The organism is Streptomyces sp. NPDC043861, from assembly GCF_056435905.1.
In genome coordinates this window covers 40,930-56,447 of sequence record NZ_JBWKDP010000013.1, presented here as the reverse complement: position 1 = coordinate 56,447, position 15,518 = coordinate 40,930, and the positions used below count along the sequence as shown (strand labels likewise).

Below are 15,518 nucleotides of genomic sequence, written 5' to 3'. Positions count from 1 at the left end.
GGTGTGACCGTGCTGGAGACGGAACCGGGTCCCGGTCCCTCCGCGGAGAAGCCCGACGGAGAGGCACCGCTCGACGGCGGCCCCCTGATCGTCGGCATGGGCGGCACGATCCGCCCCGGATCCTCGACGGAGCGGGCGGTCCGGGCCGCACTGGCGGCCGCCGCATCCGCCGGCGCCCGGACCGTGCTGCTCGGCGCCGCGGATCTGCAACTGCCCCTGTACTCCCCCGGGGAGCACCGGCGTACCGAGGCGGCCCGACGACTGATCGACACCATCACCCGCGCCGACGGCCTGGTGATCGGGACACCCGCGTACCACGGAGGCGTGTCCGGACTGGTGAAGAACGCCCTCGACTACATCGAGGACCTGCGGGAGGACCACCGGCCCTATCTCCACGGCCGAGCCGTCGGATGCGTCGTCACCGCCCGCGGTGCACAGGCCGCTTCGGCCCTCGCCGGGCTCCGTTCGGTGGTGCACGCCCTCCGTGGCTGGCCCACCCCGCTGGGCGTGACCGTGAACACGGAGGAGGTCACGCTCGCACCTGACGGCACCAGCACCGACGTGCGGGTCGCCGCGCAGCTGACCGCTGTCGGGCGGCAGGTGGTCGAGTTCGCCCGGATGCGGACCCAGACCGGCTGATACCCGGTCCTGACCCTCGGTCCTCTCCCCCGTCCCTTCTCCCCTACTCCCCTTCTTCGGACTCCCTGGTTCCGGCTGCCCTTTTCCGGACCGTCCGCATGTCCCCGACCGACCGTGATCCCGAATGGAGCACGCACATGGAAGACACCACGCTGTCCACAGAGCCCGAGTCGCAAGCGACCGCGGCCGCCGCCCCGCAGTCCGCTGCACGGACCGAGGACATGCCCGCCGACACCGGTGCACAGGACACCGAGGCGCAGGACGAGAACGCCCAGGACATGGAGGCCGAGGACACCGAACTGGAGGGACTCGACGACCTGGACGACGTCGACTTCGACCTGGACGAGGTCGAGAACAAGATCGCTCCCCTCGCCCTCGCAGCCACCGAGCCCGCTCGATGGTGACGCGGGCGGTCGACGCGGGCCCCGCCTCCGGCAGCGCCGTCCGGGTCGATGTGAACACAGGTCCCGCAGCCTCCTACACAGGTCTGCGGGAGAGCATCGGCGCGCTGCGCGCCGATGGCGCCGACTTCAGTGAACTGGCCACGCGCCACGCCGCGGAATGGGCCGAACTCTTCCCCTCCGAGGCCGTCTCCGGCGTCGTCCCGCTGGAGGAGATCGCCCTCGCGCCCTCCGAACGGCGTCTGCACCGGGAGAGCGAGCAGGTCTACCGAGTGCTGTCGGTGGCAGCTGCTGCCCTGTGCTCGGGAACGGCGCAGCTGGGCAGGCCACTTGTCGTCAGTGGGATCGGCGGCACCGATCTGTCCTCGCTGCGCGGCTTCATGCGGGCCGTGGAGCATGCCCAGGTCGTCGAAGGCGCAGAACTGCTGCTGCACGCACCGACATCGGTTCGCGCACCGGTCGGCCGGTACGCCGACTACCGCGGAGAGCGAGTGCGCTGCCTGCGCCGAATGGGGCTCCTGGTCACCGAGGACGATCTCGTCATGGACCTGGGACCGGCCCGGGACACCGGCTTCGTCCCCGTTTCGGAGGAGGGAGAGCTCTACCTGAGGATGCGGGACGCCGAGAGCTCCGCCGTCGACCGGGTGGCGGCGGCCCTGGCGTACTGTCGCAAGGCGTTCTTCTCCGCGAACTGGGAGGGCATGGCAGCCGTCGCCGACGAGGCGATCGGCCTGCTGGCCGGCATACCCGAGTCCCGGATTCCCGAACTGCTGGCCAAGGCCGAGCGGGAGAAGGAACTCGTCCACGCCATCGAGTTCGAGACGGCGATCCTGCGGAGCACCGCGGACGTACGCGGCTTCCTCCTCAAGGTGCTCGGCATCCAGGCCGGATTCCGCGGCGACCAGGACACGGCCGTCGCCTGCTTCCGCGCCATCCGGGAGGACGCCGAAGGGCTCTCCCCCGAAATCCGTGCCCAGTCGCATCTGTACTCCGCGCTCACCCTCTCCAAGCGCAAGCAGCGGCTGGCGGAGGCCGTCGCCGAGGTGGAGCAGGGGTTCGAAGTCGTCAAGGAACGCCCGGACGAGGCCGAGAGCGTACGCCGCGAACGCGGATGGCTGCACAATCTGCGCGGACTCACCCTCTTCTCCGAGCGTCGGCTCGTCCCGGCCTTCGAGCACGAGAAGCAGGCACTGGCCTGCATGGCCGGGCTGACGGACGCCAGCTCCGCCCATCTGCGCATCAATTTGTACTCCAACATCAGCGTGCTTCAGGAGAAGGCCGGCAAGCACGGCTCGGCTCTTGCGACCTGGGAGAAGTTCAAGCAGGCCACGGGCTCGTCGAACGCAGGGTTCCGCAAGCACCACGCCTACCGCAGCGCGGGGCTGCGTCTGCTGGTCGGGGAGCGGGAAGCCGCTCTGCAGGATCTGGACACCACGCTCGTCAACGCAGCGGATCTGGGTGACCTCTTCCACGAGAGCGAGGTTCGTCTCGAGCTCGGGATGCTGCACGCAACAGGCGGGGACACGGAGGCCGCCAACGAGCAGTACGAGCGGGCGGAGAGCGCAGCGCGGCTGCTGGGTGACCCGTACCGCATCGCGCTGGCGCAAGCGGGGCAGGTGATGGCGACCGGATCCGCGACCGCTGCCGAGGCCGTGGGCCCGACCGCCGCGCTGAGTCTCACCCGGCCCGGAGACGCGGACACGCTCGCCAAGACCGTCGCCGAAGGCGGTGAGCTGGGAGAGCTGCTGCCCAAGCCACGCACCAAGCTCAACCGTCCGTTCGACCTGATCAACTTTCAGGACTGAGGCCATGGCGGACGAAGCGACTGGATGGCAGCTGTACCCACGGCTGCTGCTACGGAGGGCGGGCTTCGGCATCGAGCTGCTGACCGCCCTGGGTGACGGTCCCGCCCTCACGGCGGCGGCGGAGTACCGGGAGGCGGCGGGGCGGTTCGAGGAGAGCCGTACCCGACTGCAGGAGGTGATCGCCAAGACCGTCGCACGTGCCGACCGCGAGACGGACCGGGCGCAGCTGCGTGAACTCTCGAAGCTGCGCAGCCGGGTGGGCCGCAGGCTGCTCGTGGAGCCGGGTCCGTCCACCGGCGGCCTCGCCTCGGCGGTCTCGGACTACCGTGCGGCGCACTCGATTCAGCAGGAGGCCGCTCGGCGCATGACGGGAGCGCTGTCCGAGGAGGCGCTGCGGCGACCGGAGCGGGTTCGTGACCTGCTTCGTGACGAGCGGGTGTGCGACGCCCTGTTGCAGCTGTCGCCCTCGTTCCACACCGAGGTGGTGCGCTGGATCGACGGCTGGGAGCAGCGGGACGCCCCTGCGGGCCGCAATCGCGCCAAGGACCGGTCCTTCTACCGCCGGGTCTATCTCTACGGTCAGCGGCTCGGGGCGAAGAACGAGACGACCAGCTACTTCGGGCCGCTGGTCCACGGCAGGATCGATCACGCGGCCGCAGGGACGGCCCTGGGGCCGGAGACCGATTCCGGGTTCCACTTCCTGGAGGCCCAGACCGCCTTCTGGGCCGTGTGCGAGCTGGCCAGGCTCATCGGCACCGATCCGGATGTCCGGGACCGTCCGCCCGTGATGTGGCTCCCTTCCTGTCACAGGGAGCCCGCAGCCACCGGTTCGGGAACGATCCGGACTGCTGATGGCCGTCGGATCGGATTGTCGGGCGCTCGGTGGCGGCTCGCCGAAGGGGTGGACGGCCTGCGGTCCGCCCAGGATCTGGCGGCGCTGGCGGACATCGGCCTCGTGGAGGCACGCCGCATCCTGGACCGCCTGCGGCAGGCCGGGGCCGTACGGCTCTGGCCGGAACCGCCGTCCACCGCGGCCCGCCCGCTGGACTGGCTGATCTCCTGGGCCGAGCGGTACGCGGACGGCACCGACTGGCCCGACCGCCTGCGCGAACTGCGTGACCTGGCCGATGCGTACGCCGCGGCCGGGGGCCATCGCGCCAGGGCCGCTGCCCTGGCGCGGGTGGAGGAGTGCTTCACCGCGCTCACCGAGGTCGACGCCCGTCGCGCCGGCGGCCGGATGTACGCCGACCGGCTCGTGGTGTCCCTGGACGCCAAGGGCGACCAGAGCCCCGTGGTGGTCGGCGGTGACGTGGCACGACGCTGGGAGGACCAGCTCGGGCCCGTGCTGAACGTGGCCGCGCGCTTCGGTGAACTCCAGCAGCATGCGGCGGCCGAGCTGTGTGCGCAGATCATGCGCGCGGCGGGTACGGACTCGATGCCTTACGACGAGCTGATCCGCCGCGTCCACACGTCCGTCGAAGCGGGCGGACTCGATGCCCTGGCCGGCCCGCTCACCGCATTCGAGCGGACCTTCACGGAGCTGGTGGAGGCCGGTGTGCACGGGCAGGAGGCCCGGCTCACCCCGGCCGAACTGGCGGATCTCGGGCCGGAACCGGGCCGGCACCGGTTCGTCAGCCCGGACCTCATGCTGGAGACCCGGCCCGACGGCACCGAGCTGCTGGTGCTCGGCGAGCTGCACCCGTACGTCTTCGCCTGGGGCTCGCAGGGGCTGTTCAACGACGAACAGGACCGAATGCTGGACGACTTCGCCACAGGACTGGAGCCGTGGGGCGGTCGGGAACGACTTGCCACGGTGATCCGCCGGAGACGCCACAAGGGCCTCGTCGCCGACTGGTTCCCCGGACGCTTCGTCGAAATCACGTCGGTGGCCACCGACGACAGGGACCGGACCGTGCCGCTCACCGAGCTGACGGCCGTCCTCGTCGACGGTACGCCCCGGCTGCGCACCCCGGACGGCGAACTGACCCTGTACGCGGGTGAGGACGACCATGTCCATCTGCGGGCCTTCGCCGCCCCGGGAGTGGCACTGCCGCTGGTCAGGTTCGGGAACTTCGCGCCACGGATCAGGGTCGGCGATCTGATCGTTCAGCGGGCCCGCTGGTGGTTCGACCGCGCAGACCTCGGTGTCGACGCCGTACGCGACCCTGCCGCCGCCTTCCTCGCCGTGCAGTCGCTGCGGGCACGGACCGGCCTGCCCCGGTTCTGCTTCGCGTCCCTGGCGCACGAGCCGAAGCCGGTCGGGATCGATCTGGACAACCCCTTGGCCATCGACGCGCTGGTGGCGATGGTGCTGGCCGGCGAGAGCCCGACGGTGTCACTGGCCGAGATGCGGCCCGCGCCGGACGCGCTGTGGCTGCGCCACGGCGGGACACCCGTGACCTCGGAGTTCCGGATTGCCATGAAGAGAGCGTCGTCGTGACTGAATTCCCTCGTTCCTCCGGCTCCTCCGGTTCTCCCTGCTCCCCCGGCTCGGCGGATTCCAGTGGTGCCGCCGACTCCACGGTTTCCGCCGGTACCGATGCAGCTGCGACTTCGGGGCACGGCTGGGACCTGCTGCCCACCGTTGTGCTCCGCAGCGCCGGGTTCCCCTGGCAGATGGTCGAGGGACTGGCCTACGAGCAGACCCGCCTGCTCCTCGACGAGCTGTTCGCACTCGAGGAGCAGGCGGCCGAGGTGGCGTCACGACTGCACCCCTCGGGGCGCCTCACCCGGGGTCAGCAGAGCAAGCTGCGCAATCTGCGCGAACTGCCGCCCTCGGACACGTTCCCCGCCGACTGGCTGGCCGAGTGGAACGCCACGGCCGAAAAGGTGACCGCGGCCCGTGCACGCATCTCCTCCACGGTCGAGGCCGACGCCACAACCGTGGAAGAGGCTCTTTCGGCCATCCGCACGGACCCGCGCGTGAACGATGCCATCGTCTGCTCCTCCCCCGCCGTCCACCGCGATCTGGTCAGGGGCGCGACAGGCGGCCGCATCCGCCGACAACTCGCCTCGTACGCACAGCGACTCGCGTCCAAGAGCGAGACGATGAGCTTCTTCGGACCCATCAACTACGGCCGGATCAGCCCCCGGTCCGATGCTCCGACGACGCTCGTCTGGGAAGGCCACAGAGAGATCCGGGTCCGCCAGGCCCACACCGCCGCGCGTGTCAACGATGGTGTGCAGGCGATGCTGCTGGGCGACGAAGCACTGGCCGGGCACCTTGTGCCGGTGCGCAAGACCACGTCGCGCACGCCCCGGGGTACGGGACTCTCCGCCGTGCTGGTCCGGGAGGCCGACGGCACACGCACCGTGGCCGACATCGCGACGGCGGCCGGCGCCGGAACGCAGGAGGCGGTTGAGGCGTTCGTCGCTGCGGTGGCGAAGGGGGTGCTGACGCACACGCTGTGCCCGCCGGCGACCGTGGTCGATCCGCTGCGCTGGACCCTGGAGCGCATCGACGCCTCCGATGCCGAGACAGCCGGCCGCGCCGCCGCGGTGAGGGCTCTGCTCGTCAAGGTGCTCGAACTGCTCGACGGCTACCCGTGGGCGCCACCCGAACGGAAACTGACCGTCCAGGCGGAACTGGAGTCGCTGCTGCCGGTCGGCGAAGGCCCGGCGAGCCGCAGTCGCTTCTACAACGACCGCGTCATCATCCACGAGGCCGCCGTCGGCACGGCCGAGCTGGACGTCCGTGGACGGCTCGCCCATGACATGTGCGACGCGGTCGCACCCGTCCTCGGTCTGCTGGCGCATGAGGCCGAACTGACCCGCGCACGCACCAACCGGGCGGTCGCTTCCCGGCTCGGACCGGGCAGGATCCCTCTCGTGCGCGCCCTGCGCGACTGCGCCGGGCTGTCCATCGAACCGGGCGGGGCGCTCGGCGCCGAGCTCGGCAGGGTCGTCGCCGCTGCCGGCGAGGACCTGGACGAACTCGACGTGGCGGGACTGCTGTCCGTTCCGCCCCCGCCCTCGGCCCCGGTCCTGTGCTCCATCGACGTCCTGATCGCCGCGCCCGATCTGGCGGGGTACGTCCCGGGGTCGACCCCGCTCGTGCTCGGTGACATCCACGACGCGGCGCTGCTCACTCCCTGGGCGCTGCAGTTCCATCCTGACTCCGCCGAACTGCTGGCCGGGCGGGACGCAGCTGTGCGCCGAGCACTCGGTGACCAGGTGGCCGTCAATGTGATCTCGCGGCGCACTACCGGTCTGCCGCCGCTGGAGTTCCCCGGTGTGGTACTGGAACTGGGCGGCACGGCCACCGCGGACCGGGAGCGCATCGGCCTGGACCAGCTGTGGCTGGACAGTGACGGGGAACGCGTCGTGCTGCGCAGCGACGCCCGTCCGGGGCAGAGCCTCCTGTTCCACAACGGTGAGCTCGACACCGCCGTTCACACCGCGCTCGCGCTCCCCCGGATCCGTCGTCCCGTGCTGCCCGATCTGCCGCACGTACCGCGGCTGCGCTGGGGCAACGTGGTGTTCTCCCGGCGCCGCTGGACACTGCCCAGCTCCGTGGTTCTCGACGCCCACAGCAGCCGGCGGGAAGACGACCGGCTGCTGGAGTCGGCCCGACTGGTGCGTGCGCGCGGCCTGCCCCGGCGCTTCTTCGTGAAGTCGCCGGCCGAGCGCAAGCCGGTGTACGTGGACACCGCGAGTCCCGAGTTGCTCAAGGGGCTGGCCCGGCTGGCGGGCACCGCCGAACAACTGGTGGTCTCCGAAGCCCTGCCCGCGCCCGAGGACGCCTGGCTCCGTGACGGTGAACTGCGTTTCGCCTCCGAGCTGCGCTGTGTGTACCTGCGGGCCGGAGGTGAGCAGTGATGCGGCATGTGGTGATCCCTCCACTGTTCGATCCGAGTCTTGAACCGGAAACGGAGCCGGGGGACGAACTGCTCGACCTGAACGCGGAGTTCATCGACCGCATCGCGGGCGTCGACAGCCTCCGGGCACTGGCCGACGCATACGGCCTGGAGCCGCGCGCCGAGGACGAGGCCGCCGGGAGCCGTACCAAAGCACTGTTCGCGCGGGCAGCCGCTGTGATCACGGCTCGTGGGAGCCATGACGCGGGCCGTCTGCGGGCCATGGGCATGGCACTGCGGCTGGCCGGTGAGAACGACCCTGCGCTGCGGCTCGCGGCGGACGACGTGGAGATCGTCGACGGCACCACCGAGTCGGGCGCGGATGTGGTGTCCGCCGCCGCGCGAACCGCGCTGCTGGGGGCCGAGACCGTGCGGGCCCGCGCCCTCGCACCCGGGCGCCGTGTCCATCTGCTGGTCGAGACGGATCAGCAACTTCCTGCCGCCGCAGCCCTCATGAAGGCCTTCGGCCCCGAACGAGTCGTGCTGTGCGGACGGTTCGCCGCCGAGCACCGGGAGGCACTGCGAGCTCTGGACCCGTTCTCAGCAGCCGCAGGTTTCGACGACTGGACCCCGTCATGGCGACTGCGCAAGCAGTGGTCCGGCGACGGCACTCCGGTCGGCTGGGTGCGCCGCGCCGCCGACTGGCGGGCCGAGGGGCCATGGGCGGGGTGGCTGGAGCCCGAGGAGGCCGCGCTGCTGCCGGAAGAGGCGTGGCGGGAGTGCCGTGGTGCGGCGCTGACAGTGGCCCGGCTGTCGTCCTGGGACGCGGTGACGGGTACGAACGGCACCCGCACCGACCTGCGGCGAGTCCTGGAAATGGCCCGGGAGGAGAGACTGGCCGTCGAACTGCTCGTCGGCGCCCCCGGTGTGGGCGCCGACGAGGCCGGGGCCACCGCCCGGTGGCTGCTGTCCGGCCCCGGCCCGCGGCCGGCAGGACTGAGCCCGTTCCGGTTGCGTGCGGCGCGGGGCCATGACGTCCCGGACACCTGGGACGGAGTCCCGCTGACCCGCATCGGCTCCCCGGGCCATGACCTGCCGCGCTGGGACCGGTTCAGCGCCCCGGGGTCGCTCGACTCCACCGATCGCACCACCACGATCGGCGCTCTCAACGCCGAACTCGGCACACGGACCGAGCTGTATCCGGGCCGCTTCGCCTGCTGCGTCCTCACTCCTGCGTCCGAGCCCCCCGTATGGGAGCCGTCGGCCGCCGTGGTGGCCGAGGAAGGGCAGGGTCCGGACGGCCAGGGGGCCGGTTCCTTCGTGGTGAATCTGAGGACCGGCAGCGCCTTCCGGCTCCATCCGAAACTGACGCCCGTGGTGGAGCGGCTGGCGTCCGGCGACACCGCCGTCCTGGACCGGCTGAGCGCTGCGGTCCGTACGAAACTGACCGGCCGGCTGATCCAGGCCGGTGCGATGCGGAGGGACCAGTGAGCCGACAGTGGCGTATCGGGCGGGAGTTCATCCTGCGCCATGCGGGCATGCCGTTCGACTGGCTGGAGGACCTGGGCGCGCCCGGCTCCCTGCTGGAGCTCGCCGACGAGGTCCTCGACCACGAGCGCACCGTGCTGGAACTCGTGGAGACACAGTTCAGCGGTCAGCGGGCGCAGGCCCTGCGGGCCGATGTGCTGCGAGGGCGCGTGCAGCAGCTGCCGGCATCCGGCGGGCCGGGCTGGAGCGCGGCGGTACGCGCCTGGGGTGACGCGCAGGGGCGCTATGCACTCGCCTACCGGCAGGCCGACGACCGGGCCGGCGAACAGCTGCGGCAGCTGCTGGCCACCCCGGGCATCTCCGAGGCCGTGTTCCTGTCCAACCCTGACGCGTACCGCAACATGCTGCTCCCGCTGCTGGCGCACGACGGGGCGCTGACCTCCCGCTGGCGCCGGGTGCGGCGGCAGATGTACACGTACGTGCAGCGGTTCTGCGCGAAGAACGAGACGGTGAGCTTCTTCGGGCCCATGGCCTACGGCTCGGTGGGTCCCGGCGACGGGGCCGAACTGCGCGAGGACGTGCCCCGCGCGCGGAAGGTCTTCTTCTCCCACTGGGCGGCGCGTGCGCTCACCACCGCCATTGCCCGAGACCCCAAGATCCTGCCGCATCTCGCGTTCCACGCCACCGGCCGGGGCGACCCATCGGCCGAGCCGCTGCTGTCCCTGATGGCACCGGGCGGCACCTTCTTCCGCGATCTGGTCCGTACGGATGGGCAGCCGGCCCGCGAGGTGGCGCGGACACTGATGCGGCTGGTGGCCACGGAGGCCGTCACCGTCGGCCTGGGCGGGGGCGACTACGATCTGGAGCCTCTCGCGACCTTGCACGGACAGCTCTCCGCGCTGCCCAACTCACCAGCGCGCGAGCGGTGGCTGGGCCGAATCGGCGAACTGATGGCTCTGCTGGGCGAATTGGCGGAGCAGCCGCTCGAGCGCAAGGCCGCCACGGTCACCGCGCTGGAGAAGCTGTTCACGGAGGTCACCGGCAGGCCCGCCCGCCGGGGTGCGGGCGCCGCGTATGCCGACCGAGCCGTCTTCTTCGAGGAGTGTGCCTCCCCCTTCTCCCTCACCCTCGGCGCCGGGCTGATCCGCCGCTGGGAGGAGCAGCTCGCACCCGTGATGGAGGTGTGCGCGGCGCACGGTCATGCGACACAGGCCGCTGCGGCCGGAGCGGTCCGTGCCGCCTTCATGGACGGGCCGGACGGGCCGGCCGTGGAGCTGGATCTCCTCGCGTACGCAACCCGGGCGGCCGTCAGCCGGTCGGACTCCACGAGTACGTTCCAGGCGACGCACGCCCCCGGTTACCCGGGCGCCGACTGGCGGGCCGAGGTCGAACGGCTGACCAAGGAGGCCGAGGCCCTCGACGGCGACCGGTACGCGGTGGTCGACCTGTGCCCGGGCGCGCGGGACGCCGACGGACTCGACGGCGCCCCGCTCGTTCTCTCCCGCGCACATCACCATCTGCTCGTTCGCAGCTGGCTGGGCACGATGCACCCGGATCCGGCGCGCCTCGGTGCGGATGCCGCCGAGTGGACGGCGGGACAGGAAGGGGCCGTCGTCGGACTCGACTTCGGCCGCCGCAACAAGGGCTACTACCGCTTCCCCGGCCGTGAGGTTGCGATGCGCCCGCTGACCTGGTCGGACCACGGCTCTGCGGATCTGCTGAAGCCCGAGGACCTGCGGGTCCGCATCGGGCCCGACGCGATCACCCTGAGCGATCCGGAAGGCCACCCGGTCACCGCCTACGTGCCGTTGAGCGACTTCGTCAAGTACGCGCCGATCGCTGCTCTTTCGCATCCCCAGGTGCTGCACCCCACTTTCACCGCCGACGGTGCACAGCCCGAAGTCGCTCTGGGGGGTGTGGTGTTGCAGCGCTCACGATGGCAGGTGCCGGCGGGGACGCTGGTGGCACCGGAGCCTTCCGCGCGCTTTCTGGGACTGCGGCGCCTGGCGCGTCACACCGGTGGCCGGTTCGTCTTCTGCCGCAGTGCACACGAACGCAAGCCGTATCTGATCGACCTGGCCTCCCCCCTGGCGGCCGACCTGATCGGCCATGTGGCGCGCGGCGCGGACCGGCTCGGCGTGGAGCGCATGGCGCCCGGGCCCGAGGATCTCTGGCTCCGTGACGCCGAAGGACGGCGGTACACCAGTGAGTTGCGGATGCAGATCATCGGCAGGAGCGAGCAGTCATGACGCACACCACCCTCTTCGCCGAGCACTCCCTGCGGCTGCGCGCCGATGTCCTGCCGGACGGCTCCACCACCACCGGGCGGTCCTCGGTCCGGGGCATGAGTGTCGAGAGGCATCTCGGCGACGGCTTCACCGAGCACCGCTTCGCCGACGACGACGCCCTGCTGGGCTCCGGATCCGCCGAGGCCGGCACCGAAGCCGCAAGAACCCTGCGCGAGGTCCAGACGCGGCCCGTGTTCGACCTGACGCCGGAGCTCCGTGCCGAACTCGCCGCGATCGCCGCCGAGACCGGCGCCGCGCTCACCCTCGGTGTGGCCCAGCAGCATGTCGCCGCGGGCAGCCCGGAGCGCATCAGCACCGCGGAACGGATCGTCACGACCCTGGAGGTACGGCTGACGGGCGGCGACGGCACCGCCCACTCCCGGTCCGTCCTGTGCGAGCAGGCGGGAGGGGGTCCACGGGGACTGCGGGAGACAGCCGTGCGTACGGCGGACGCGATACGCGGCCGGCTCGCGCTGCCGCGCGTGAGTGAACTGCCCGAAGGAGCCGACCTCGTGCTGCTTCCGGGCCTCGCCGGGGCGTTCTTCCACGAAATCGTGGGCCACCCCATGGAAGCCGATGTGGTCGCCTCGGGCACCAGCTATCTCGGGGCTCTGGCCGGTCAGGACGTGGCCCCCGCATGGCTGTCGGTGCTCGACGGCGGTCGGCAGTCCGGGCCCGGGTACCGCAGTCCGTTCGACGACGAGGGCACGGTCTGTCGCACGGTCCGGCTGATCGACCGGGGCACCGTGGGGCAGCCGATGACCGACCTGGCCCTCGCCGCCCGGCTCGGCACGCCAGGCTCGGGACACGGACGCAAGCAGAGCTACCGGCATCCGGCCATCCCTCGGATGACCCACACCGCCGCCGTGATCGAACCCGGTACCGATGTCGAGCCGCCCGCGGGCGACTGGATCGCTCCCTATGGGCTGCGACTGGAGATGATGAACATCGCGTCGGGCGCATTCGTCTTCCACGCCCCCTTCTCCCTGCTGCACCGCGCGGACGGCAGCGCCGCCCGGCTCGGCCCTCTCCGGGTGACGGGCAACGGGGCGCGGGTGCTTGCCGGGCTGCGTCCGTACGAGCACCGGACCGCCGCATATCTGCGTGCGACCGGAGGGTGCGGAAAGCTGGGGCAGTTCCCGGTTCTCGTGTCGTTCGCCAACGCGGGGTTCCGGCTTCCGGCGGGGCTGGTCGATCTGCGGGCGGTGGCCCATGCATGAGACACGTGTGCGCGCCTCCGGTCTTCTGACGCCCGCCCCCGGCGCGGACCGGCTGACCGTATCGCTCGACAGCGTGCGGCTGAAACGCGACGCATCGGGCCGGGTCACCGGCTCCCGGCGGCCGGCCGCGCCCCTCGCCGACGAGGTCGGCAAGGACGCGGGGCTGCTGCTGACCGAGGCCGCCGCCCGGGCCGCGTCCGAGGTCACAGGGCTGCAGAGCGCAGTGGCCACGGTCCACGAATGGCGCGACGACGACGGCCTGTTGGTGGCGCGGCGGGCCGAGCTCCTGGCCCGCGTGGAGACGTCCGGCGGGCCGGTGCTCCTCGGGACGAGCGGTTACGGGGATCCGACCGGGCTGGGGGCTGCGCTGCCGTGGAACGGACTCGCCGCGCTGCCGGAGCCGTTCGACGACGCCGGGCCGCCGGACGACTGGAGGGAGAGGCCACTGGTGCTCCGGCCCTCCCCCGCCGCAGTGGTCGTCGCCGGAGCCGCCTTCTCGCTCACCTCGCGCGGGGGCCGGGCCACCGCTGAACGGCTCTCCGGCCGGCGTGTGCTGCCACCACTGACGCTGCGCGATCTGCCGGCGGCTCCGCCCGGGTCCGCACGGGACGACCTCGGCAACCCGGCCGGCGCCACGACGCTCGTGGACGCCGGCAGGATCTGCCCGCCGTCTGCGCTCAGCGAGGGGATCCCGCTCGGTCGCGCCGTCTGGGACCACGACACCGCCGCGTTCGGTCCGCCGCAGCTGGCCCGGCTCGAACTCACCGGACCGGCAACCGGGATGCCACCGGAGGCGGTGGAACTCGTCTGGTGCGTCGAGGGCCTTCAGCGCTACCACGGCGACGGCACCGTTCGCCTTCAGTGCCTGGCCAGGACCGCGGACCGCCCCGACGCCTGGTTCTCCGTCGTGCTGCGGGGCAAACCCGTCCATCTGCTGCGCCAGGCCCGGGGCCTGGCCGGCCCGCCCATGGCTGTCCACAGCGACAGCGACGTGACCACCCGCTCGCTGGTACTCGCCGGCGCAGCCGAACTGGAAGGTGCAGGACATGCCGTCGTCACCGTCATCACCCCATGACTTCGCGCTCGTCGGCGGCGGGATCGTCGGGGCCTGCCTCGCGGAGGAACTGAGCAGCCGGGGTGCTTCGGTCCTCGTGCTCGACTCCGGCGAAGTGCCGGGGCACGCCACCAACCGGGCTGCCGGAGTGGCCGTACCCTCACTGCGCTACCTCGGTGACCGGGAGTTCTACGACTGGCTGCGGACGGCGAAGCAGGATCTGGACGCCGATGTCGCCCGGCTGGAGCCCGAGTACGGCGTGTTCAGCGTCGCCCGGCCCATCCTGCGCGCGCTGCGCGAGACCGATGTCGAGACGTACGGCGAAGTACTGGACGGCCTGGGCGTCGGTGCCTGGGTCGAGGGGGACGAGCTCACGGCCGTCACACCCGGGCTCAGGCTTCCCCCCAGCAGGCGCTATCTCCTCGACGAGAGCGGTCTGATGATCGACGGCCGCCGCTATCTGGAGGCCGTGCGCCGCCGCTGTGTCGACCAGGGCGTCGACTGGCGGCAGGGCAGCACGGTGCAGGACGTGCGGGAGGACGGCACGGGCGTCGCCGTCGTGACCGGCAAGGGGACGGTCCGTGCCGACCGGGTGGTGATCACCGCCGGGGCATGGAGCTCCGGCAAGGGTCTGGCCGAGGCCACCGGAGTCCGTCCGCAGCGGGGCCAGATGGCCGTACTGCGTACCGATGAGAAGCTGACCTGCATCCTCTCCTCCGCGTACTACCTCGCGCCCGGTGTCGGTGACGACGTGATCGTCGGGGCGACGGAGGAGGACGCCGGCTTCGCCGAGCACGTGACCACCCAGGGCATCGCACAGTTGCTGAGGTTCGCGACCACCGCCATGCCCGGGCTCGGGGATTCCGTTCCCGTGGAGCTGCGCGCCGGACTGCGGCCGGTGTCCGGTACCGGGCGGCCGCTGGCTGGGGCGCTGCCCGGAAGCGAGAGGATCTTCCTCTCTGCGGGCCACGCCGGGCACGGGCTGCTGTCCGCACGATGCACCGGGAAGGGCATGGCGGCCGGACTGATCGGCGACGACTGGGAAGCCCTCCCGTACAGCATGTGCCCCTCCCATGCACTGGGTGGTGCCGCGTGATGCGCATCGACCATGTGATCCTGGGCGCGCGGACCGTCGAGCCGCTGCGTGAACTGCTGTGGGAGCAGTATGGGTTCGGCATCACGGACGGCAGTCCCAACCCGGACGGCACGGCGAGCTGGGTGGTGCCCTTCGACACGCCGGACGTCCAGTATCTGGAGCTGCTCGTCACCGACGACGAGGAGAAGCTGGCCGGAAGCGACTTCGGGCGCCTGTTCCTCGAGCGGACCGCGAACGGCCCGGCCTTCCTCAACTGGGCTGCTCTCACCAGCGACATCGACTCCACCGCACATGAGGTGGAGCAGGTCACGGGGACGGATCCGGATCTGTTCCGCGGCGAGTCCGTCCGTGCGGACGGTGGACGCGTGCCGTGGGCGGAGGCGGCGTTCGACCTGTCGTGGCGCAGCCGGGTGCTGCCGTTCTTCCTCAGCTACGGCAATCCCGAGGCGCGCGCGGCACGGGTGGCGGGCGATCTCAAGGCCGCGGGACACCGGGTGTGCCCGAGGGCGCTGCGACGCCTTGAAACGGGTCCGGCGCAGGAACAGGGCTGGGCGGAGCGATGGCCCGGCCTCGGAACACTGCCCGTCACCGTCGACCGGGCCGCCGGGCCACGGATCTCCGCGGTGCACATCGACACCGCCGAGGGCGAGACCGTGGTGCGGCTGCCGTGAATCCCGGTCATTCCGATCGTCATCGGGACGAGGAGTCCCCGCCGACGCTGCCCGGCCGCG

The 15,518-nt window shown here is 71.7% G+C and carries 11 protein-coding genes; all 11 read left to right on the top strand.

Annotation, left to right across the window (positions count from 1 at the left end):
- Positions 1–3 precede the first annotated feature (3 nt).
- The 11 genes from AC068D_RS26605 (at position 4) to AC068D_RS26555 (ending at position 15,458) form a co-directional block, all read left to right on the top strand.
- Positions 4–639: an NADPH-dependent FMN reductase gene (locus AC068D_RS26605; protein ID WP_478825596.1), complete on the top strand. Its 636-nt coding sequence runs from the start codon at positions 4–6 to the stop codon at positions 637–639.
- A gap of 137 nt (positions 640–776) precedes the next feature.
- Positions 777–1,043: an ammosamide/lymphostin RiPP family protein gene (locus tag AC068D_RS26600; protein WP_478825595.1), complete on the top strand. Its 267-nt coding sequence runs from the start codon at positions 777–779 to the stop codon at positions 1,041–1,043.
- Positions 1,037–2,845 (top strand): hypothetical protein, encoded by a 1,809-nt coding sequence (locus AC068D_RS26595; RefSeq protein WP_478825594.1) that lies wholly within the window; start codon positions 1,037–1,039, stop codon positions 2,843–2,845. Before AC068D_RS26600 ends, AC068D_RS26595 begins: the two co-directional genes overlap by 7 nt.
- A gap of 4 nt (positions 2,846–2,849) precedes the next feature.
- Entirely contained in the window at positions 2,850–5,285 is a 2,436-nt protein-coding gene (locus tag AC068D_RS26590) for a lantibiotic dehydratase family protein (RefSeq protein ID WP_478825593.1), read from the top strand.
- On the top strand, positions 5,282–7,663 hold the full coding sequence (locus AC068D_RS26585; protein ID WP_478825592.1) for a lantibiotic dehydratase family protein: 2,382 nt from the start codon (positions 5,282–5,284) through the stop codon (positions 7,661–7,663). The genes AC068D_RS26590 and AC068D_RS26585 overlap by 4 nt, the downstream gene beginning before the upstream one ends.
- Positions 7,663–9,132, top strand: coding sequence for a hypothetical protein (locus AC068D_RS26580; protein ID WP_478825591.1), 1,470 nt, complete (start codon positions 7,663–7,665; stop codon positions 9,130–9,132). The genes AC068D_RS26585 and AC068D_RS26580 overlap by 1 nt, the downstream gene beginning before the upstream one ends.
- Positions 9,129–11,378, top strand: a complete 2,250-nt coding sequence (locus AC068D_RS26575) for a lantibiotic dehydratase (protein WP_478825590.1) — start codon at positions 9,129–9,131, stop codon at positions 11,376–11,378. The genes AC068D_RS26580 and AC068D_RS26575 overlap by 4 nt, the downstream gene beginning before the upstream one ends.
- Positions 11,375–12,637, top strand: coding sequence for a metallopeptidase TldD-related protein (locus AC068D_RS26570; protein ID WP_478825589.1), 1,263 nt, complete (start codon positions 11,375–11,377; stop codon positions 12,635–12,637). Before AC068D_RS26575 ends, AC068D_RS26570 begins: the two co-directional genes overlap by 4 nt.
- On the top strand, positions 12,630–13,712 hold the full coding sequence (locus AC068D_RS26565) for a hypothetical protein (RefSeq protein ID WP_478825588.1): 1,083 nt from the start codon (positions 12,630–12,632) through the stop codon (positions 13,710–13,712). Before AC068D_RS26570 ends, AC068D_RS26565 begins: the two co-directional genes overlap by 8 nt.
- Positions 13,684–14,787 carry an NAD(P)/FAD-dependent oxidoreductase gene (locus AC068D_RS26560; protein WP_478825587.1) on the top strand — a complete coding sequence of 368 codons (1,104 nt, stop codon included), beginning with the start codon at positions 13,684–13,686 and terminating at the stop codon, positions 14,785–14,787. The genes AC068D_RS26565 and AC068D_RS26560 overlap by 29 nt, the downstream gene beginning before the upstream one ends.
- Complete coding sequence (locus AC068D_RS26555) at positions 14,787–15,458, top strand: VOC family protein (RefSeq protein ID WP_478825586.1); 672 nt, start codon at positions 14,787–14,789, stop codon at positions 15,456–15,458. The genes AC068D_RS26560 and AC068D_RS26555 overlap by 1 nt, the downstream gene beginning before the upstream one ends.
- The last annotated feature ends 60 nt before the right edge of the window (positions 15,459–15,518 follow it).

Excerpts from the sequence above, each read along its gene's own strand:
- AC068D_RS26590 (WP_478825593.1), top strand. The coding sequence starts at position 2,850 with ATGGCGGACGAAGCGACTGGATGGCAGCTGTACCCACGGCTGCTGCTA.
- AC068D_RS26560 (WP_478825587.1), top strand. The coding sequence starts at position 13,684 with ATGCCGTCGTCACCGTCATCACCCCATGACTTCGCGCTCGTCGGCGGC.
- AC068D_RS26600 (WP_478825595.1), top strand. The coding sequence starts at position 777 with ATGGAAGACACCACGCTGTCCACAGAGCCCGAGTCGCAAGCGACCGCG.
- AC068D_RS26570 (WP_478825589.1), top strand. The coding sequence starts at position 11,375 with ATGACGCACACCACCCTCTTCGCCGAGCACTCCCTGCGGCTGCGCGCC.
- AC068D_RS26580 (WP_478825591.1), top strand. The coding sequence starts at position 7,663 with ATGCGGCATGTGGTGATCCCTCCACTGTTCGATCCGAGTCTTGAACCG.
- AC068D_RS26555 (WP_478825586.1), top strand. The coding sequence starts at position 14,787 with ATGCGCATCGACCATGTGATCCTGGGCGCGCGGACCGTCGAGCCGCTG.
- AC068D_RS26565 (WP_478825588.1), top strand. The coding sequence starts at position 12,630 with ATGCATGAGACACGTGTGCGCGCCTCCGGTCTTCTGACGCCCGCCCCC.
- AC068D_RS26595 (WP_478825594.1), top strand. The coding sequence starts at position 1,037 with ATGGTGACGCGGGCGGTCGACGCGGGCCCCGCCTCCGGCAGCGCCGTC.